Origin of the sequence: Rhodococcus sp. RD6.2, assembly GCF_001040705.1 — a bacterium.
In the GTDB taxonomy this organism is placed as follows: domain Bacteria; phylum Actinomycetota; class Actinomycetes; order Mycobacteriales; family Mycobacteriaceae; genus Rhodococcus_G.
This window is the reverse complement of sequence record NZ_CVQP01000001.1, coordinates 837,873-856,981: the sequence shown is the minus strand read 5'-3', so window position 1 is coordinate 856,981 and position 19,109 is coordinate 837,873. Positions and strand designations below refer to the sequence as shown.

The 19,109-nt window shown below is 69.0% G+C and carries 18 protein-coding genes; 8 read left to right on the top strand and 10 right to left on the bottom strand.

Annotation, left to right across the window (positions count from 1 at the left end):
* Positions 1-178 precede the first annotated feature (178 nt).
* Genes RHCRD62_RS03830 through RHCRD62_RS03820 form a run of 3 tightly spaced genes read left to right on the top strand, consistent with a single transcriptional unit; the run spans position 179 to position 3,176 of the window.
* Positions 179-1,705 (top strand): M6 family metalloprotease domain-containing protein, encoded by a 1,527-nt coding sequence (locus RHCRD62_RS03830; protein ID WP_050063277.1) that lies wholly within the window; start codon positions 179-181, stop codon positions 1,703-1,705.
* A 60-nt stretch (positions 1,706-1,765) separates the two neighbouring features.
* Positions 1,766-2,491: a hypothetical protein gene (locus tag RHCRD62_RS03825; RefSeq protein WP_050063276.1), complete on the top strand. Its 726-nt coding sequence runs from the start codon at positions 1,766-1,768 to the stop codon at positions 2,489-2,491.
* 13 nt (positions 2,492-2,504) lie between these two features.
* Positions 2,505-3,176, top strand: coding sequence for a hypothetical protein (locus RHCRD62_RS03820; protein ID WP_050063275.1), 672 nt, complete (start codon positions 2,505-2,507; stop codon positions 3,174-3,176).
* Between the two features lie 54 nt (positions 3,177-3,230).
* Here the strand turns inward: RHCRD62_RS03820 and RHCRD62_RS03815 are convergent, their stop codons facing one another.
* The 5 genes from RHCRD62_RS03815 to RHCRD62_RS03795 all read right to left on the bottom strand — a co-directional run bounded on the left by RHCRD62_RS03815 (position 3,231) and on the right by RHCRD62_RS03795 (position 7,849).
* Complete coding sequence (locus tag RHCRD62_RS03815; RefSeq protein WP_050063477.1) at positions 3,231-4,112, bottom strand: ferredoxin family protein; 882 nt, start codon at positions 4,110-4,112, stop codon at positions 3,231-3,233.
* Complete coding sequence (locus RHCRD62_RS03810; protein ID WP_050063274.1) at positions 4,109-4,651, bottom strand: TetR/AcrR family transcriptional regulator; 543 nt, start codon at positions 4,649-4,651, stop codon at positions 4,109-4,111. Before RHCRD62_RS03810 ends, RHCRD62_RS03815 begins: the two co-directional genes overlap by 4 nt.
* 7 nt (positions 4,652-4,658) lie before the next feature.
* A complete protein-coding gene (locus RHCRD62_RS03805) occupies positions 4,659-5,417 on the bottom strand; it encodes an alpha/beta fold hydrolase (RefSeq protein WP_050063476.1) in 759 nt (252 codons plus the stop codon).
* Positions 5,418-5,498: 81 nt separating this feature from the next.
* A complete protein-coding gene (locus tag RHCRD62_RS03800; protein ID WP_050063273.1) occupies positions 5,499-7,076 on the bottom strand; it encodes a DNA polymerase Y family protein in 1,578 nt (525 codons plus the stop codon).
* Positions 7,073-7,849 carry a hypothetical protein gene (locus tag RHCRD62_RS03795; protein ID WP_157050788.1) on the bottom strand — a complete coding sequence of 259 codons (777 nt, stop codon included), beginning with the start codon at positions 7,847-7,849 and terminating at the stop codon, positions 7,073-7,075. The genes RHCRD62_RS03800 and RHCRD62_RS03795 overlap by 4 nt, the downstream gene beginning before the upstream one ends.
* 217 nt (positions 7,850-8,066) lie before the next feature.
* On the opposite strand from RHCRD62_RS03795, the gene RHCRD62_RS03790 reads away from it, so the two are divergent.
* The 3 genes from RHCRD62_RS03790 to RHCRD62_RS03780 all read left to right on the top strand — a co-directional run bounded on the left by RHCRD62_RS03790 (position 8,067) and on the right by RHCRD62_RS03780 (position 11,353).
* A complete protein-coding gene (locus tag RHCRD62_RS03790; protein ID WP_253277178.1) occupies positions 8,067-9,224 on the top strand; it encodes a serine/threonine-protein kinase in 1,158 nt (385 codons plus the stop codon).
* A 192-nt stretch (positions 9,225-9,416) separates the two neighbouring features.
* The gene (ctaD, locus tag RHCRD62_RS03785) at positions 9,417-11,144 is read left to right on the top strand and encodes an aa3-type cytochrome oxidase subunit I (RefSeq protein WP_050063272.1); all 1,728 of its coding nucleotides are present in this window, start codon (positions 9,417-9,419) and stop codon (positions 11,142-11,144) included.
* Entirely contained in the window at positions 11,141-11,353 is a 213-nt protein-coding gene (locus RHCRD62_RS03780) for a hypothetical protein (RefSeq protein WP_050063271.1), read from the top strand. Before ctaD ends, RHCRD62_RS03780 begins: the two co-directional genes overlap by 4 nt.
* Positions 11,354-11,471: 118 nt before the next feature.
* Here the strand turns inward: RHCRD62_RS03780 and RHCRD62_RS03775 are convergent, their stop codons facing one another.
* Both RHCRD62_RS03775 and RHCRD62_RS03770 read right to left on the bottom strand, forming a co-directional pair.
* Positions 11,472-12,155, bottom strand: coding sequence for a response regulator (locus RHCRD62_RS03775; protein ID WP_050063270.1), 684 nt, complete (start codon positions 12,153-12,155; stop codon positions 11,472-11,474).
* Positions 12,152-13,453, bottom strand: coding sequence for an ATP-binding protein (locus RHCRD62_RS03770; RefSeq protein ID WP_050063269.1), 1,302 nt, complete (start codon positions 13,451-13,453; stop codon positions 12,152-12,154). Before RHCRD62_RS03770 ends, RHCRD62_RS03775 begins: the two co-directional genes overlap by 4 nt.
* Before the next feature lie 133 nt (positions 13,454-13,586).
* Here RHCRD62_RS03770 and RHCRD62_RS03765 point away from each other — a divergent pair, with 133 nt between their 5' ends.
* Both RHCRD62_RS03765 and RHCRD62_RS03760 read left to right on the top strand, forming a co-directional pair.
* Complete coding sequence (locus RHCRD62_RS03765) at positions 13,587-14,969, top strand: PspC domain-containing protein (protein WP_050063473.1); 1,383 nt, start codon at positions 13,587-13,589, stop codon at positions 14,967-14,969.
* On the top strand, positions 14,962-15,189 hold the full coding sequence (locus tag RHCRD62_RS03760; RefSeq protein ID WP_050063268.1) for a hypothetical protein: 228 nt from the start codon (positions 14,962-14,964) through the stop codon (positions 15,187-15,189). The genes RHCRD62_RS03765 and RHCRD62_RS03760 overlap by 8 nt, the downstream gene beginning before the upstream one ends.
* Before the next feature lie 12 nt (positions 15,190-15,201).
* On the opposite strand, the gene RHCRD62_RS03755 is transcribed toward RHCRD62_RS03760, so the two are convergent.
* The 3 genes from RHCRD62_RS03755 to RHCRD62_RS03745 form a co-directional block, all read right to left on the bottom strand.
* Positions 15,202-15,684 carry a sigma factor-like helix-turn-helix DNA-binding protein gene (locus RHCRD62_RS03755; protein WP_050063267.1) on the bottom strand — a complete coding sequence of 161 codons (483 nt, stop codon included), beginning with the start codon at positions 15,682-15,684 and terminating at the stop codon, positions 15,202-15,204.
* A 164-nt stretch (positions 15,685-15,848) separates the two neighbouring features.
* On the bottom strand, positions 15,849-17,435 hold the full coding sequence (guaA, locus tag RHCRD62_RS03750) for a glutamine-hydrolyzing GMP synthase (protein WP_050063266.1): 1,587 nt from the start codon (positions 17,433-17,435) through the stop codon (positions 15,849-15,851).
* Positions 17,436-17,472: 37 nt separating this feature from the next.
* The gene (locus RHCRD62_RS03745; protein WP_253277177.1) at positions 17,473-19,077 is read right to left on the bottom strand and encodes an AMP-binding protein; all 1,605 of its coding nucleotides are present in this window, start codon (positions 19,075-19,077) and stop codon (positions 17,473-17,475) included.
* Between the last annotated feature and the right edge of the window lie 32 nt (positions 19,078-19,109).

The window sequence follows — 19,109 nt, the reverse complement described above, 5'->3', positions numbered from 1 at the left end:
TGCGCTCCTGCGCAAGCGAATTCGTTCTCCAACTCGAGACCTCCTCGGAGACGGTCGTCCACAGCACCGAGAACCTCCCTGCACTCGGGTAATGCGCTACTCGCGACCACGGATGATCCGCTGCGGAGGATGAGATACCACCCATTCATACCGCGCCACCAGGAAGCGAGGGACCGTCATGCCTACCCCGTTCACCGGTGAATTGTTCACCTTCCACAACCCGGACGGGTCGGAGATCACCGTCCGCGGTTGGGGCAATCAGTTCGAAGCAGTTTTCGAGACGCTCGATGGTTACACGGTCGTCCAGGATCCCGGCACCGGCTTCTATCACTACGCCAGACTGTCGGAGTCGGGAGACGAACTGATCGCCACCGACACCCGTGCCGGAACCGACGATCCGCGAACTCTCGGCCTGCCCCGGCACGCCCGATTGTCTCGCACTGCCACACGTGCCCGCGCCGATGCGGCCCGGACCGAACTGGGACGACAACCACGTTGGATGAGCAGGCGCGCCGAGAGCCGCGCACAGCGCCAGGCCGAGGCCGATGGAGACGGGCCGAACCCGGCTCCACCACCTGCCGGAACGATCGGCGACTACGTGGGACTGCTTCTGCTCGTCGAGTTCCCGGATGTGCCCAGCACGATCAGCAGGCAGGAGATCGACGACTTCTGCAACAAGATCGGCTACCACGGATTCGGGAACAACGGGTCGGCCTACGACTACTTCCTCAGCGTCTCCGACGGCAAACTGCGGTACAAGAACATCGTCGCCGCGTACCACACCGCCAGTCACCCACGTGCCTATTACACCGACAGCACGGTCAAGTATGGGAAGCGAGCACAGCAACTCATCAAGGAAGCGCTCGATGCACTGGGCGCCAGGGGCTTCGACTTCTCGGAGCTGAGCAGCGATAGTGACGGCTTCGTGTACGCGCTGAGCCTGTTCTACGCGGGCAACCGGGTGAACAACTGGTCCGAGGGCCTGTGGCCGCACTCGTGGGCGCTGGCGAACCCGTACGCGGCGTCGGCCACGAAGTCGTTCTCCGACTACCAGATCACCGATATCGGCACCCAGTTGACGCTACGTACGTTCTGTCACGAAAACGGTCACATGGTGTGCGATTTCCCTGACCTGTACGACTACGACGCCGTCAGTGTGGGCAACGGTATCGGACACTACTCACTGATGTGTTTCGGCGGGTCCGACAAGAATCCCACACAGGTCGAGGCCTATCTCAAGCACGCGGCCGGGTGGACGTCCAAACTGACCACGCTCACTTCCGGTGTCTCCGCCACCGTCGAAGCCGGGAAGAACGATTTCCTGATCTATCGCCGGAACGCGACCGAGTACTTCATTCTGGAGAACCGGCGTCAGTCGGGCCGCGACGCGTCGCTTCCCGATGCAGGCCTGGCGATCTGGCACGTCGACGAGAACGGCAACAACAGCTTCGAACAGATGACGCCGAGCCAGCATTACGAATGCTCGCTCGAACAGGCCGACAACCGTTTCGACCTCGAACGCCGAGCCAACGGCGGCGATGCCGAGGACCTCTACGGAGGAATCGCGTCGACGTTCGGCCGCGCAACAGCGCCGAACAGCAATTGGTGGGACGGCAGCGCTTCGGGACTCGAGATCGAGCAGATCTCGGCGCCGAGTGCCGCCATCAGCGTCACGACGAAGGCATCGACACCCGGGCCGGACTGACGCCGCGTGATACCCGGACCAGCGTCACCGGAACCCGACAACACACGAAGGAGCAATGAGATGACATCCGAACAAAGCCCGGACACACCGCAACTCGGCGGAGGCGGCGACATGTTCACTGCAGGTCCCGCCGCGGCGGGAATAGTCGTGAGTCGGGACGATGCACTGAACACCGTGGCAAGCGAGGCACTGACCGCCCTCGCGTCTGCGGGCAGTGACGACGCCGAACGGAATTACCAACGGGCGCTTGCGGCGTTGCGTGAACGCGACTCGCAGGCAGGACCCTCGTTGGCCGACGCCTACCGAAGACTCGACGAGGACAGATACCAGGAACGATGGGCCGTGGTCCAACTCGTCACGGATCTGCGGACCCCAGCAGCAGTGGACTTTCTGGCGGACGTCCTCGCCGAACCGATCCCGGAGGAGCACGGGAGCGACCCGGTGCACGGACTCAGCACCGTCGCCGAGGAGGTCGTGATCCGGACGACCGCCCTGGAAGCCCTGTCCCGGCTCATTGCCGGCGGTAGTCCTGAAGCCGCTGCCGTCGTCTACCGCCAACTCGACAGCGATGTGCGGTCGATTCGGCGGGCGGCAGTGCAGGCGGCTACCGATGCCGCAGATGCGGACCTTGTCCGACGCGTGCGTGAACGTCTCACCGGCACGGACGACGAATGGATGCTGCGGGTCCGCCGGGTCGGCGTCGGCTCGGTGCCCCAGCCGAACCCCGACGGCGATCCGCATGCCGGCGGCGGCACGACGATCCCACCCGAACCGTTCAGCAAGTGAAGGCGAGAAGACAATGACAACGTGCAGCGCAAGTGCTCCCGACAAGAACGCGAGTGGCGACAACTTCTACGGTGCATCGATCTGCAACCAGACGTACATCGACTACTTTTGGAACACATACGGATTCGCCGGCAACAAGGAGTACTGGGACGACGGATTCGGCTGGGACGATTCGTGCAACACCGATCTGCCGCTGGCGCGGACGTTCAACGCCTGCTACGCGCTGACCTATTCGGCCGAGAACTGGCAGAACGACGACTATGCCGGCGCGATGCTGAACTGGGCCCGCCGCTATGTGCGCGAACACATCAAGAATCTGCGTGCCAAGTGCGGCAACGGCGGGGCAATCGCTGCCTCGTTCGGCGGCGGACTGGTCGAGTTGTATCTCGGTTGCTGGTTCGGCAAGGACGTTCCGGGACGCGTCGAGACGCTCGTTCACGAGTCACGGCACGAGGGCGGAAAACCACACAATGCCAACTTCCCGGCGGGGTCGGTTTTCGGCAGTGGTGGCGGCGCCGACACCACGTGGGCGTACGAGGGCGCGTGGATGTACGGCGCGCTGTACCTCTGGTGGTACTTCGCACAGGGCGCGCGGACGACCTCGGCGCTGCGCGAACGCGCGCGCCAGCGCGGAAATCTCGTAATCGACAACGCGTTCGCGACGCACCCGGGGTTCTCCATTTGAGCTGAGCCAAGGCGTCGTCCCGTGTGACCCGGGCACTGTGTCGGGCGGGTCAGACTACGCGGGCAGGATTGCGCGGAGTGCGTTCACGGGTTTGGGGTCGGCGCCGCAGCTCGCGGGGCGGGGCGGCAGGGCGACGGCGGCGACCGGGACGGTCCACGTGCGGCCGTCCCGATGCCGAACTACCGGACGGTCCTCCGGGCCGTCGACGGTGAGGTCGTCGGATCCCACCGAGACCCGTTCCCGGACCGCGGCTTCCGCGACCTGCCCGGCAGGAGACCAGCAGCTGCGACCGCGCAGCCCCGACAGGTGCACCTCACCCCGGCCTGCTGCCTCGATCGCCAGGACGGACTCCTCGACGCCGAGGCGCCCGTACGTGTAGCCGGTGGGGAGCAGGATCATCGACGGCGCAAACCGGTGTCCACCGGTGTGGGAGCACTCCCACACCGCGTCCCCGAACCGCTCCGCCAAGCCTGCCGCGACGGGCCTGCCGAGCACCGCGCAGCACTGGTCGCGTTTGCCGTGCGCGCACACCAACGCCACCGGCGCGGTGACGGACTCACCGAGGCCCGGCGGTTCGACAGCGGCGGTGAGGTCGAGGTCGAGCAGGTCGGCAGGCGAGGACACCTCGAAGCTCTCGCACCATGTTCCGTCCGGCGCGGACCGTGCGAACAGCACCGTCCGGGTGTGTTTCGCCGCCGCACGTCCGGGCCTGCGGATCAACAACAGTCGGACTCCAGCGGCGTCCACGTGTGCCTGCAGTCGTTCCGACAGCTGCGGACCGAACGCCTCGCCGGCGAACACGTCGCGGCCCCACGCCCCGGCATGTTCGAGACACAGCCACGCGGTCACCTGCGCGGCCGTCCCCGCCAGCGGTTCATCGAGGGCGGAGAGCGCCGAGCAGGTGTCCGCCTTCAGCGCGGTCGGTGCGGCGCTCATGCGATCCCCGGCGCGAGCCACCGAGTGAGGAACGCCCGCAGGTCGTCGTCGTCACGCAGCGCGGCGTCGTCGAAGCAGACCACCGACAGGCCGAGGTGGACGGCGATCTCGGCGAAGTCGTCGATCCGGTCGACGACATTGGGGAACAGCTCACCGATGGGCTGGAGCAGGACGCGCGCAACAACTTTCGCTCGAGTGACGGCACCGTCGTCGAAGAGTGGATTGTTGGTCTCGGATCGCAACAGTGCGGTGAGGACGGGATCGCTGCGCACGGCCCCGCGGCACGCGACGATGAGTTCGACGAGATACTCGCAGGGGTCGGCCGCGGAGGTCAGCTCGCGCTGGATCTCGGTGGCGACCTCGGTCAGGCGACTGACCATCGCCTGCGAGACCACTTCCTCGCGGCTGCCGAAGTTCGTGTACACGGTCTGCCTGGTCACGCCGGCCGCCTGCGCGACCGAGGCGATGGTGATCCCCTCGAAGCCGTTGCACCCGATCAGATCGAGCGTGGCATCCAAGATCCTCTTCCGTGACCGCATCGCGTCATTATCCCCGTCCGTCGTTGGCCAGGAACCCGACTACGGTCGATTCGAATTCGCGGGGCCGGTCACGGTGAACGCTGTGGCCGACCTCGATCGTCACGGCACGACTGTCCGGGATCGCGGCGACCGCAGCGTCCAACCGGGCCGGGTCGACCATTCCCCTCGGCCCACCGGTGATCATCAGCGTCGACGCGGTCATCGACGGCAACGCCGACCACCACGCGGGGTGCGGTGTGCGGAACTGTTCGAGCGCCGACCGCGTCATCGATCGGTCGAAGGCGAACGACGCCCGGGGGCTGCGAAGCAGGCTCGTCCCCGCATGCCACAGTTCCACCGGGCTCGGCAGTCGACGCGCGAGCGACCCCAACTCCTCACCTGTCCGCAGCGGCAGCGGTGCCTCCTCGAGGACGAGACGCCGCACGAGGTCGGGGCGCGACTGAGCGGCCAGCGACGCCGCGTGCCCACCGAGCGAATGCCCGACGACGTCGACGCGATCGAGGGCCAGGTGATCGCACAGTGCGAGCAGGTCCGCGCCGAACTCGTGGAAGCGGTAGCTCGGGGCGTGCGCGCTACGGCCGTGTCCGCGAAGGTCCGCGACGATCACCCGGCGTCCACGCGTGACGAGCGCCCGGGCGAAGCGGTCCCACGTCGCGCCGTCCCCGCCCATGCCGTGCACCAGCAGGACCGGCACCGGATCGGCGCCACGCGAGTCGCGGTAGTGGATGTCGACGTCGTCGAACGTCGCCGTCGCCGTCGTCATCATCGAGTCGTACCTGTCCTTCGCGCTGCTCAGCTTCTCTGCCGAAAGGGTAGTCGCCATCCCGCGGGACGGTCGCGGTGGGCTTCACTCGTACACCCCCTCGACACGCCAACCGGACCCGTCAAACCGCACCAGCAGCGCACGGGGGCCGCCCTCCCCTCCTGCGGGCGCGAGCAGAACCTGGGCGCGGGCGAGCCTGCGTGCGGAGGCCGGATCCCACCACCGCTCCTCCACCGGCCAGGGACCTGCGCACCCGAGCAGATCCCAACTCCGCCTCCCCCACCGCAGTCGGGCCGGTCGGGAATCGAACTCGCCGCGATCGGTGACCGACACCGGGCACCCCGCAGAATCCTCGAGCACGACGGGCGGCGGCTCCGGCAGCACCGCGGTGGGCGCCGGTTCGGGGAGACGCCCCGGCCACGGAGCCGCCGGGTCGGCGGCAGGCACCGGCTCGTCACCGAGAGGCACGACCGTGACCCGCTCCCCGGGTCCCCGGCCGCCACTGAGCACCCCGACCCGGACGGCGTCACCGCCCAGGAGTCCCTGCACCCGGACCAGGGCGCGGCGCGCGCGCTCGTCCTCGGCCCCGACCCCACCCCACAGGCCGAGTTGCAGCGCACCGGCCGCCACCACCTCGACCGGCTCCAGTCGCAGTACCTCGATTCCCGCGGTGGGCCTCGCCTCGCTGCGTCCGGTCAGCCAGCCGTCCAACTGCCAGCGCACCCGGTCCGCGGTGCCGTCCGGTGTCAGCGGCTCGGCGCACCGCCAGATCCGCGAAAGGCTTTGTCCGTGACCGGTACTCGCGTACACCTCCAGCCGTGTGCACGCCACCGAGGCGGCTGACAGTCGGGCGTGCAGTCGTTCGGCCAGAGTGCGGCCCGCGAACGCGGCCGCGTCCACCCGATCGACGGGCGGGTCGAGTTGCAACTCCACCGCCAGATCGGGCGGCAGGGCACGCGCCGACGGCGGACGCTCCGGCTGCGCCCGGGCACTGCGATGGGCCACGGCCGCGTCCGCCCCGAACCGGGAGGCCACCGCGACCGGGGTCAGCGCGGCGAAGTCCCCGACCGTGCGCAGACCGAGGCGACGCAACAGATCGATCAGATCGGTGCGGCCCTGGCCCGACAGCGCTGGCTCGGCCGCGAGTTCCGCGACGGGAAGTGGGGCCAGGAACCGCGCCCCCTCTCCGGGCGGGACCAGCACCCCTCTGCGCGCCGCGACAACCGCGGTGGACAACTCGTCGGCAATCCCGATCTGGCATTCCGTTCCCACCGCGGCCACCTCGTCCACCAACCGCTCCGCGGCAGCCTCCTCCGATCCGAAGTACCGGGCCGCGCCCCGCGCGGCGAGGACCAACAGCCCGGGACGCATCACCTCGACCCCGGGTGTGGCTGCGTCGACCGCCGCGGCCACCGGCTCGAACATCCGGGCATCACGCGCCTCGTCCGCGGCCAGCACGTGCAGTCGTGGGCATCGCCCCTGCGCGTCCCGGCGCCGCAGCCCCGGCACCACCCCGTCCGCCCTGGCCGGGGCGGTGCACGCGACGACCCGGCTACCGGCGAGCACCGCCACCGGTTCGGTCGGCGGCAGATCCTCGGACGCCGCCGCCGCGACCGCGGGCCAGTCCGCGCACCACAGCGCCAACACCCGCGGCGAGCTCACGCCGCACCACTCGGGACAAGCGAGATTGGCTGCGGTTCAACAGATTCAGGGAACCACTCCACACGACCGCGGCGCGGACACAGGTCGACGCGGGCGGTACGACGCTGAAACGCCCGCCCCTCGGCTCCGACCGACAACCGCAGTCCCCGCAGCCTGCCGCACCCCCTACCGAGCCCGTCGTACTCGTGCACGGTCGCATCGAGACGGATCTCCGCGCCGCCCCAGCCACCACCGGTCACCAGCAGGGTCGCCCCTTTGCTGCGGGCGCGCGCGACGACCGCCCGCGCCCGCGACGGCGGCACCACCAGAGCGCCGAGACCGAGCACCACCAGGTCGAGCCCGTCCAGGAGCACTGCCGCCACCTCGACCGGATCGGGACCCGGGTCGGGGATCACCGCCAGCCGTCCGAGTTCGGCACCCATCTCGGACGCCGCGAGCAACCCGAGCCGAGGGTGCCCGACCACGGCCGCGTGCCCACCGGACGCCGTCACCGCGGCGATGAGACCGACCAGCAGCGACGCCGCGCCCGAAACGGCGACAACCGATCCCCGAGGCAACCCGCCCTGCGGAAGCAGCACGGCCAGCGGCTCGGGCACGGGCAGCACCTCTCGCTCGGCTCCCGGAGCCAGGTCCGGACGAGTCGCGACGGACTCGCCACGCGCGGGCACTGCGGCGATCCGACTGCGCAACAGCTCGATTCGTTCCCGCCGGGAGAGCCCCGACGCCTCGAGTACCACCGGAACTTCCGGCGCGGCACCACTCGTCCCACCCACAGGCACACTCCGTCCACACATCCGCCCACGCACGACATCCACGACCATCGGTCGAGGCACCGCCGCGGGGAAGACGCGGACCACCCGAACCATTATCGAACACACATTCGATACCCGTTCAGTAAAGCCCGTCCCGACTGCGCCGTCAAGGCGTGGAGTATCCCCAGTTCAGGGCTCCGGGGAGCGGCCCCGACGACGCGTCGTCTACCCTCGCGGTGTGGCGCAGCAGGGGCAGCGAATCGTCGGACCGGACCATCTCGTGGCCGGGCGCTACCGACTGCGCTCGAAGCTCGGCGGGGGCGGTATGGGCTCGGTGTGGTTGGCGCACGACACCCGACTCGACCGCGACGTCGCCGTCAAGCAGATCTCCTTCCCCGCCGACCTCACCGAGTCCGCGGTGAAGGAGGCCCGCGCCCGCGCCATGCGCGAGGGCCGACTCGCGGGACGCCTCACCCACCCGCACGCCACCGCGATGTACGACGTCACCCTCGAGGGCGACGACCCGTGGCTGGTCATGGAGTACATGCCCTCCCGCAGCCTCGCCCAGGCATTGAACGTCACCGAATCACTGCCCCCGCTGCAGGTGGCCCAGATCGGGGCCCAGGTCGCCGATGCGCTCGCCGAGGCACATGCCGCGGGCATAGTGCACCGCGACGTCAAACCGGGCAACATCCTGATCGCCGATCGCGGCCCCACCGCGGGAACCGTCAAGATCAGCGACTTCGGCATCTCCTACGCCAAGGGCGAGACCCAGACCGGCTCGACCTCGGCGATCGTCGGTACACCCGCGTACTTCGCGCCGGAGGTGGCCCGCGGAGGCGACCACACCGAGGCCTCCGACGTGTTCTCGCTCGGCGCCACCCTGTACACCGCGACCGAGGGGCAACCCCCGTTCGGCATCGACGACGACGCCATCGCACTCCTCCACCGGGTCGCCAAGGCCGAGATCATGCGGCCGACGCGCAGCGGCCCCCTCACCGACGTCCTGCTGCGCATGCTCGAACCCGACCCCAGCAGGCGGCCGACGATGGCCGAGGCGCGTGACCTGCTGGCGTACAGCACGTCCGGTCCGGGCACCAGCATCGCGTACGTGCTCGGCGCACCCCTACGTGACCCGGACGGCACCGTTCCGTTCTGGGCAAGGCGCGGCGCCGCACCCGCCGCGCGCCGCCCGCATCACAGCACCGTGAGCGGGCTCCCCGCCGCACCTCAGACAGAACCACTGCACTCCGTTCGCCGGCCCGGCCCCGGCCTGCCGCAGCCTCCCGCGTTCGAGCCCAAGCGCGACACCGCGGGCCTGCCCACACCACTCGTCGTCGCGCTCGCCGTCGCGGCCATCCTGGTCGTCATCCTGGCAGTCGCCATCCTGGCCTGACGAGAACCACTTCAGCGCAACACATTTGACCACAGTGCTCCCACCCTGAGAACTGTGACCCACGTCCCATTCCTCTCGGGACCTTCGACTCTTTCACGCGCCGTCGATGCCGACGACCATTTCGTGTCATGCGTGAGCACAGAAGACCCGGGAGTCCGGCAGCAGTTCGACGCGGCCGAGTGAGCGTGCGGCATGGTTGATCTCGCCCCCCGCCCCGCCGCCGCGATCGACCCGGTCGATCCCACCCGACCCGCACCCACCGGCTCCGCGCCGAAGGGCTCGGCAATCGTCAAACTGCTCACCACCACCGATCACAAGACGATCGGTGTCATGTACATCGTCACCTCGTTCGCCTTCTTCCTCATCGGCGGACTGATGGCCCTGCTCATCCGCACCGAACTCGCCGTGCCCGGCATGCAGTTCCTGTCGAACGAGCAGTACAACCAGCTGTTCACGATGCACGGCACAGTCATGCTGCTGCTGTATGCGACACCGATCTTCTTCGGCTTCGCGAACTACATCATGCCGCTGCAGATCGGCTCCCCCGACGTGTGCTTCCCGCGCCTCAACGCCGTCAGCTACTGGATGTACCTGTTCGGCGGGTTGATCGCCTCCGCAGGCTTCGTCACCCCCGGCGGTGCCGCCGACTTCGGTTGGACCGCATACGTTCCCCTGACCGACGTGGCGTACTCCCCCGGAGCGGGCGCCGACCTGTGGATCATCGGCCTGACCCTCGGCGGCCTCGGCACCATCCTCGGTGCGGTCAACCTGATCTCGACGATCGTCTGCCTGCGGGCACCCGGCATGACCATGTTCCGCATGCCGATCTTCACCTGGAACACCCTCGTCGCGAGCCTGCTCGCCCTGATGATCTTCCCACTGCTCGCAGCGGCGTTGCTCGCGCTGTTCGTCGACCGTCACTTCGGCGCGCACATCTTCGATCCCGCCAACGGCGGAGTCATGTTGTGGCAGCACCTGTTCTGGTTCTTCGGACACCCCGAGGTGTACGTGCTGGCGCTGCCGTTCTTCGGCATCGTGTCGGAGATCTTCCCGGTCTTCTCGCGTAAGCCGATCTTCGGTTACAGCGGCCTGGTCTACGCCACGCTCGGCATCGCCGCCCTGTCCATCGCGGTGTGGGCGCACCACATGTACGCCACCGGCGCGATCCTGCTGCCGTTCTTCTCCTTCATGACGTTCCTCATCGCGGTTCCGACCGGTGTGAAGTTCTTCAACTGGATCGGCACCATGTGGAAGGGCCAGTTGACGTTCGAGTCACCGATGCTGTTCTCGGTCGGCTTCATCGTGACGTTCCTCTTCGGTGGCCTGTCCGGTGTGCTCCTGGCCAGCCCGCCGCTCGACTTCCAGCTGCACGATTCGTATTTCGTCGTCGCGCACTTCCACTACGTGCTGTTCGGCACGATCGTGTTCGCCACCTACGCGGGCATCTACTTCTGGTTCCCGAAGATGACGGGCCGGCTGATGGACGAGCGTCTCGCGAAGTGGCACTTCTGGTTGACGTTCATCGGCTTCCACGCCACGTTCCTCGTGCAGCACTGGCTCGGCAACGAGGGCATGCCCCGTCGCTACGCCGACTACCTGCCCACGGACAGCTTCACCACGTTGAACGCGATCTCCACGATCGGTGCGTTCGTCCTCGGTGCCTCGACGCTGCCGTTCATCTGGAACGTCTTCAAGAGCTACCGCTACGGCGAGGTCGTCACGGTCGACGATCCGTGGGGCTATGGCAACTCGCTCGAGTGGGCGACGAGCTGCCCTCCGCCGCGTCACAACTTCACCGAGCTGCCCCGGATCCGTTCGGAGCGCCCGGCGTTCGAGCTGCACTACCCGCACATGGTCGAGCGGATGCACGCCGAGGCCCACGTCGGACGCGGCCACACCCCCGTCGAGGCTGGGCGATGAGGGCGGGTCCGGCCCCGACCTGGCTGGACCAGCAGGTCGTACCGACCTACCGCCCCCACCCCGGTGCACTGCTGGTGCCGATGCTCGTCCTGGTGGCGACGCTGGCCTCGCCCCTGCTGATCCCCGTGCCCGCCGCACTGGCCTTCGCGGCCACGGCGCTCGCGTGGGTCGTGTGCCGCGCCCGCGCCGGAGGAACCACCACCGAATAGTCCCGATCGATGGTACGAACGGGCCGTTCAGTCCCTCCGGGGACTGAACGGCCCGTTCGCATCCCGCGTTGGAGGACATCGGGATTGGCGGACATCGGGGATCCTCGACCGGCCGCCGTCACTCGATGCGACGTCGGTGCGCCCAACGGGTGAGCGCGTTCCGGTTGGACTGCTGTGTCTTGCGGAGCACGTTGGACGCGTGCGTCTCGACGGTCTTCACGGAGATCACCAGCGTCTCGGCGATCTCCCGGTACGTGTAGCCGCGAGCGAGCAGGCGCAACACCTCGAGTTCACGCGGAGTGAGCGAATCGAGTTCCGGGTCGAGCGGCGGCTCGGGAACGGACGATCGCCCGGTGAACGAGTCGAGGACGAACCCCGCGAGACGCGGGCTGAACACCGCGTCTCCCCCGGCGACCCGCCGGACACCGTCTGCGAGTTCACGACCCGAGATCGTCTTGGTGACGTAACCCCGGGCACCCGCCCGGATCACCGCGATCACGTCCTCCGCCGCATCGGAGACGCTGAGCGCCAGGCACACCGGGCCCGGCGCGATCCCGGCCAGCACCGCGACGCCACCGCCGTCCGGCATGTGCACGTCGAGCAGGACCACGTCCGGTGAGGTGGCGTCGATTCCCGCGATCGCCTCCGCGACTCCGCCGGCCTCACCGACCACCACGATGTCGGGTTCCGTTGCCAGCTCGGCCCGCACCCCAGACCGGAACACGGCATGATCGTCGACGAGAAACACCCGGAAAGCGGTGTCAGAGGAAGCGGATTCGGGATTGTTTCCGGATGACGTCACCGAGGCTGCTCCTTGGGTCGGGCCGACTGCTCCGACCACTCTAGGTCGTCTGTGTCCTGGGTACCGAGCGGCATGTGGATGCGGATCTCGGTCCCCCGGCCGACGGCGGAATCGACGGTCACCTCTCCGCCGCGCCGCTCGACCCGCGCGCGAATCGACTTCGCCAGCCCCTGGCGGTCCCCCGCGATGGCGTCGACGTCGAATCCGACGCCGCGGTCGCGGACGAAGACGTTCAGCTCGGTGGATTCCGCCTCCGCGAAGACGTCGACGTTCGATTCACCGGAGTGCTTCGCCGCATTGACGAGCGCCTCGCGCGTGGCACCGAGGACCGCCGTGACCGCCTCCGGGGTGATCCCCGAATCGGCCTCGGGCAGGTCGAGTCGCACATCGCCGACGGTGACGGTCTCGACCGCGACCCCGTACTGGTCCTCGACCTCACCCGCGATCGTGCGCAACGCCTCCGCGAGACTCGCGTGCGCGGTCTCGCCCTCACCGAACAGCCACTTGCGCAGCTCCCGCTCCTGGCTTCGGGCCAAGCGCTGCACCTGCAGCGGCGAATCGGCCTGCTTCTGGATCAGCGCGAGTGTCTGGAGGACCGAGTCGTGCAAATGCGAGGCGATCTCTTCCCGCTCCTCGGTACGGATCCGCGCCGCCCGCTCGCGTCCGAGATCGCGCCACATCCGCAGCCACAGCGGCACGGTCAGCAGCCCGATCCCGACGAGGGTCACCACCACCGCCAGCACCGAGGACCGCAGCGACGCCAGGTCGACCTGCGCCAGAATCACCACACCGAGGCCGAGGACGATCAGCGAGATGCCACCGAGGACCCGCGCCCACGTGAGAACGGTCGGCCTCTGCGGCAGCCCGAACACCGAGCGCGGACCGTCGGAGTCGTACTCCCGCCACACCAATGCCGCACCGACCGCGACCACGACGACCGGGACCAGCACCTCGGCGGCGGTACCGCTCGCCAGCGCGCCCAGTACCGCGGCCAGCGCGAGACCGAGGACGGCGAGGCCGAGTGCCCGCTGCCGCTCGGCGCGGCTGGGACGTTCCGTGTCGGTGCCGGGCGGGGTGAAGATCCACAGCAGGCCGTATGCCGTGATCCCTGCGCCCGCGAGCGCACCGAGCAGCACGAACGCCACCCGAACCTTGAACACGTCGACCCCGAGGTGATCGGCAAGCCCACCGGCGACACCACCGATGACCCGGCCACCGACGCGTCGTTCGAGCCTGGGCGGCCCCTCCGGCGATGCCGGAGCGGTCACCGGCGTCTGGGCATGTGGGATCGGCTGCACACCTTCGATGGTGGCACGCGGTCGCCGCCGCGCGCATCAGGGTGCAACCCTGACAACAGAGCGTCCTCCGCGACCGAATATCAGGGTCGGTCCCTGATGTGCACGCACCCCCACGGGGTCGACGATGGACGGCATGAGCACAGCGACCTTCTCCGAACAGCTGAACCAGTTGTGGCGAACCCGGCCCGTGCGACTTCCCCGCCGAGGCCCGATCGCAGGCGTCGCGGCGGGCATCGGCCACCGCTACGACGTCGACCCCGTCCTCATCCGAGTCGCGTTCGTGGTCTCGACGATCTTCGGCGGCGCGGGGATCGTCCTCTACCTGGCGGGATGGCTGCTGCTACCGCGTGCAGGTGACGACGCGTCCGCTGCCGAGTCGCTGCTCGGTCGTGGGCGGAGTTCGGCATCGAGCACGAAGACCATCGTCCTGGTGGTCGCACTCGCTATCGCGGTCAGCGCCTTCGGTCCGATCGGCGTCGGATTCGGCGGGTCCGGGATGTTCAGCATGGCGCTGATGCTCGGCGGGCTGTGGCTGCTGTTCCAACGCCGGCCGAATCCGCCGGCCACCATCCCCGACGCGGAGCCGTGGGCGGGCATCCCGACACCCGGGTTCCCGCACGCCAACCCACGCGCGTGGTATGGCGACCACACCGGCTGGCCCGGCGCCACTCACACACCGCCAGGTGTCTTCGCGACGCTGCCGAAGACCTACGACCCGGGCTCCGCCACACCGTCCCCCGACGCGCCGACGACCGACGCCGCGACGGATCCGGACGTCGCGGTCACCCCGTCCTCCGACTCGAGTGCGGCCGGCGGTGTCCCACCGACCGACGTCACGACGCCGCCGGCGTGGGATCCGCTCGGAGTGGCACCGTTCGCCTGGGATCTGCCCGAGCCCACGCCCGCACCGAAGCCACTCGTCCCCGCCCCCGCCCGACCGAAGTCTCGGCTGACGTCGGTGGTGCTGGGATTGGCGATCCTCGCCACCGCCGCAGCATGGGCACTCGCCGCGGCGACCGGATGGGACTGGTTGTCGCCCGGCCGGATCGGCGCCGTCGGCCTCGCCGTCGTCGGTGTCGGACTCGTCATCGGTGCCTTCCTGCGACGCGGATACGGACTGCTCGTCGTCACCGGACCACTCGTCGGCTTCGTCATCCTCGCCTCGCTCGTCGGCCCCGTCGACTGGGAATCCGAGAACGTCGGCACCCGCACCTGGGCACCCGCCGCCGCCAGCGAGCTCGCTCCCGAATACACCGGGCAGCTCGGCGAGTTCACGCTCGACCTGCGTCAGATCACGCTGTCCGAGGACAAGACCGTCGACGTCACCTCAGGAGTGGGCAGCTTCACCGTGCTCGTCCCGGAGAACATGAACGTCGTCAATCACTGCTCGATCGCGGTCGGAGACACTTACTGCCTTCCGGACGGGTTGAGCGGCGGCGCCGACGGCACCGACGGACCGGTACTGACCCTGAACATGAACGGCCGCATGGGAAATCTGGAGGTTCACCGTGGCTGACAACACCGACACCGACACCGCCGCGACCGCCGGCACGCGCCGACGGCCGTCACCGGGCCTGCTGCTCGCCGGCCTGGCCGCGCTGCTCGTCAGCGTGTGGGCATTCATCGGACCGGACCGGCTCGGCGCCATCGGCGAAGGTCACCTCAAGTGGCTGTTCATCGCGGTCGCCGTCGTGGTCGGTGTGGTCCTCGTCATCTCCCCCGGCCGGCGGCGATGAGGGCCAGGGGCGCTACCCGCAGACGCGGACGTTCCGGAGCTTCTGCAGGGCCGAGTGCTGATCGCGGTGCACCTGCTCGACCGAACACCCCAACGCCTCACCTGCCTGGGCGGCACTGAGCCCCACGGCCGTTCGCAACACGAGCACATCCCGCTCGTGTCGCGCCAACCCGTCCATCGGGCCCGGCGGCGTCACGTACGGCCGGACGGCCTCCACACCGAGAACCGTCTCGGTGTAGACCACCCGCAGCGGAGATCGCGCCCGGTCGCTGAGCACCGCGGCGATCGCAACCGGAAGAACTCCCGCCGCAACGGAATCCGCAGCAGGCACGCCCAGCGCCGGGGCCAACTCGGCACGGCACATTCGCGTCACCAGCGCCCGGGTCGCGTCGCAGAGCAGGGTCACCGCGCCACGATCACCGACCCCCGTGCGGTGTGCTCCCCAGACACCGCGCTCGAGCACCCGGTACGCCGTACCGGAGCCTTCCCCCGTCATGTCGTTCTCCTCGCGACTCGCATCGAACAAGTGAACCCCGCGAACCTTGGAGCCCGCGGGCAGAACTCACAGCGTTACACAGCCCATTGACAGGGAGAATCCGTCCCACCACCGACGAGGGCCGCCGACGCTGTGCGTCGACGGCCCTCGCAGGCGTCAGTGGGTCACTCCCACTCGATGGTTCCCGGCGGCTTGCTCGTCACGTCGAGCACGACGCGGTTGACGTCGGCCACCTCGTTGGTGATCCGGGTGGAGATCCGTTCGAGAACGTCGTACGGCAGACGCGTCCAGTCCGCGGTCATCGCGTCCTCACTGGACACCGGGCGCAGCACGATCGGATGCCCGTAGGTGCGTCCATCGCCCTGGACACCGACACTGCGCACGTCCGCGAGCAACACCACCGGGCACTGCCAGATCTGGCCGTCGAGACCGGCCGCGGTGAGCTCCTCACGCGCGATCGCGTCGGCCTGGCGCAGCAGTTCGAGCCGCTCCCGCGTCACCTCACCCACGATGCGGATCGCCAGACCCGGACCGGGGAACGGCTGCCGGGCAACGATCTCCTCGGGCAGGCCGAGCGCGCGGCCGACCGCGCGAACCTCGTCCTTGAACAGCAGACGCAGCGGCTCCACGAGCTTGAACTGCAGGTCCTCAGGCAGGCCACCGACGTTGTGGTGGCTCTTGATGTTCGCGGTACCCGCGCCGCCGCCGGACTCCACGACGTCGGGGTACAGCGTGCCCTGGACCAGGAAGTCCACGGCCTCGCCGTGCGCGACGGACTCGCCGAGCACCTCCGTCACGGCACCCTCGAACGACCGGATGAACTCGCGCCCGATGATCTTGCGCTTGGCCTCCGGGTCGGAGACGCCGTCGAGTTCCGACAGGAACGTGTCGACCGCGTCGACGGTGATCAGCTTGGCACCCGTCGAAGCGACGAAGTCCTGCTGCACCTGCTCCCGCTCACCCGCACGCAGCAGGCCGTGGTCGACGAACACACACGTCAACCGGTCGCCGATGGCCCGCTGCACGAGGGCGGCCGCGACCGCGGAATCGACGCCGCCGGAGAGGCCACAGATCGCCTTGCCGTCGCCGACCTGCTCCCGGACCTGCTCGATCAGGGCCTCGGCGATGTTCGCCGCCGTCCACGTCGGCGCAATGCCCGCGATCTCGCGCAGAAAGCGGGTCAGGACCTGCTGGCCGTGCGGCGAGTGCAGGACCTCCGGGTGGTACTGGACGCCCGCCAGTCGCCGCGCCCGATCCTCGAATGCGGCGACCGGCGCGCCCGCGCTGGTCGCCGTGACCTCGAAGCCGTGCGGCGCGTCGGTGACGGCGTCGCCGTGGCTCATCCACACCGGCTGGGTGGTCGGCAGGCCCTCGTGCAGGACACCGCCGTCCACACTGAGCTGGGTGCGCCCGTACTCACGCGTGCCGGTGTGGGTGACCGTGCCACCCAGGGCACCGGCCATGGCCTGGAAGCCGTAGCAGATGCCGAACACCGGGATGTCGTGGTCGAACAGGCGCGGGTCGAGCTGCGGCGCGCCGTCGGCGTACACGCTGGACGGTCCGCCGGACAGGATCACCGCCGCAGGCTTGCGTGCCACGATCTCCTCGACGGTCGCCGTGTGCGGCACCACCTCGGAGTAGACGCTGGCCTCACGGACCCGACGTGCGATCAGCTGCGCGTACTGCGCCCCGAAGTCGACGACGAGTACCGGATTCTGCTGGCTGGGGCCGGAATGCTGGGTGTCTGCCACCCGCCCAGTCTAATGTGTGGCCGCGCCCACCCCGTCCTCACGCCCGCAGCTTCGCCCGCAGCTCGTGTTTGCGGGCCTTGCCGGTCGCGGTCTTCGGCAACTCGTCGACCACCAGGACCCGCTTGGGCACCTTGAACCCGGCGAGGTGTGCCTTCGCGTGAGCGATCACCGTCGCCTCCAACTGCTCGTCGGTGACGGCCGGATCCGATCCGACGACCACCGCGGTCACGGCCTCGCCCCACCGCTCGTCCGGCAGCCCGACCACCGAGCACTCGACGACGCCGGGAGCACCGGCGACGATTCGTTCGACCTCGACCGACGAGACGTTCTCGCCGCCCGACTTGATGATGTCCTTGAGACGGTCGGTGAACCACACGACCTGCTCGGAGTCGAGGTGACCGACGTCGCCGCTGTGGAACCAGCCGTGCGCGAACGCGGCCGTGTTGGCGTCCGCGTTGTTCCAGTAGCCGCTGCACACGTGGGGGCCGCGGTAGACGATCTCGCCGGTCTCCCCGACGGGCGTCAATTCGCCGTCAGCCATGATCCCGACCTGGACGGTCGGCGTCGCGGGCCCCCAGGAGTCGGGCTTGGTGTCGCGGTGCTCGGGCCACTGCAGCACGGTCGCGGGCACGACCTCGGTCTGACCCGACCCCAGGATCACTGCCGCATTCGGGAAGGCCGCATCGACCTGGTCGAGCAGGGTCGCGGGCATCGGGGCCATCGCGTAGATGGCCAGGCGCACCGACGACAGGTCGCGGGCCTGCTGCCCCTGCGCGGCAAGTGCGGCCGCGTACATGATCGGCAGCATCATCACCGTGGTCACCCGGTGCGTCTCCATCGCGTCCAGAACCGCACCCGGATCGAACGGTCCCGGCAGCACGACGGTGCCACCGATGAACAGCGTCGGCATGACCAGCGTGTTCAGTCCTGTGGTGTGGAAGAGCGGCAGCACGTTGAGCAGCACCGCGGGCTCGCTGCCCCACCCGGCGCCCTGCATCAGCGCATTGGTCAGTCCGCCGATCATCAGAGAGGTATGACTGGTCAGGACGCCCTTGGGTCGCGAGGTCGTGCCCGAGGTGTAGAGACACTGCGCGGTGTCGCGGTCGTCGACGAGGACTTCGAGCGGCCCGTCCACGGCGCGGGAGGCGATCTCCGTCCACGACAGGACCGGCCGCCCGGCGATCTCGGCGGGCGCACCCTCACCGGAGACGACGACGGTCGTCACCGCGTCGAGAGCCGGGAGGATCCTCTCGATCAGCGGCACGAAGGCGACGTCGGTGACGATCGTGGTGGTGCCGGAATCACGGAGGATCCAGACGATGTCCTCCGGCGCGAGGACGAGGTTGACGGGCATCGCGACGAGTCCGGCCTTCGCGCAGCCGAAGTAGGTGGCCAGGAACTGCCACGAGTTGCCCATCAGCATCGCGACCGGCTGCTGCCGCTCCAGGCCGGCGTCGAGCAGAGCCCGGCCGACGGACTCGGCGGCCGTGTCGAGGTCCCGGTAGGTGACGGTGGTGCCACGGTCGAGGACCGCAGCTCGCGCCCCGAACATCCGTGCGGAACGGGTCAGCGCGTCGCCGACCGACACGCGGCTCGCGAGATTGATCTCGAGCTCGGACAGTCCGGACATATCGGGCTTCATGGGTGCCAGCCTCCGCATCGATGGGTTGTTTC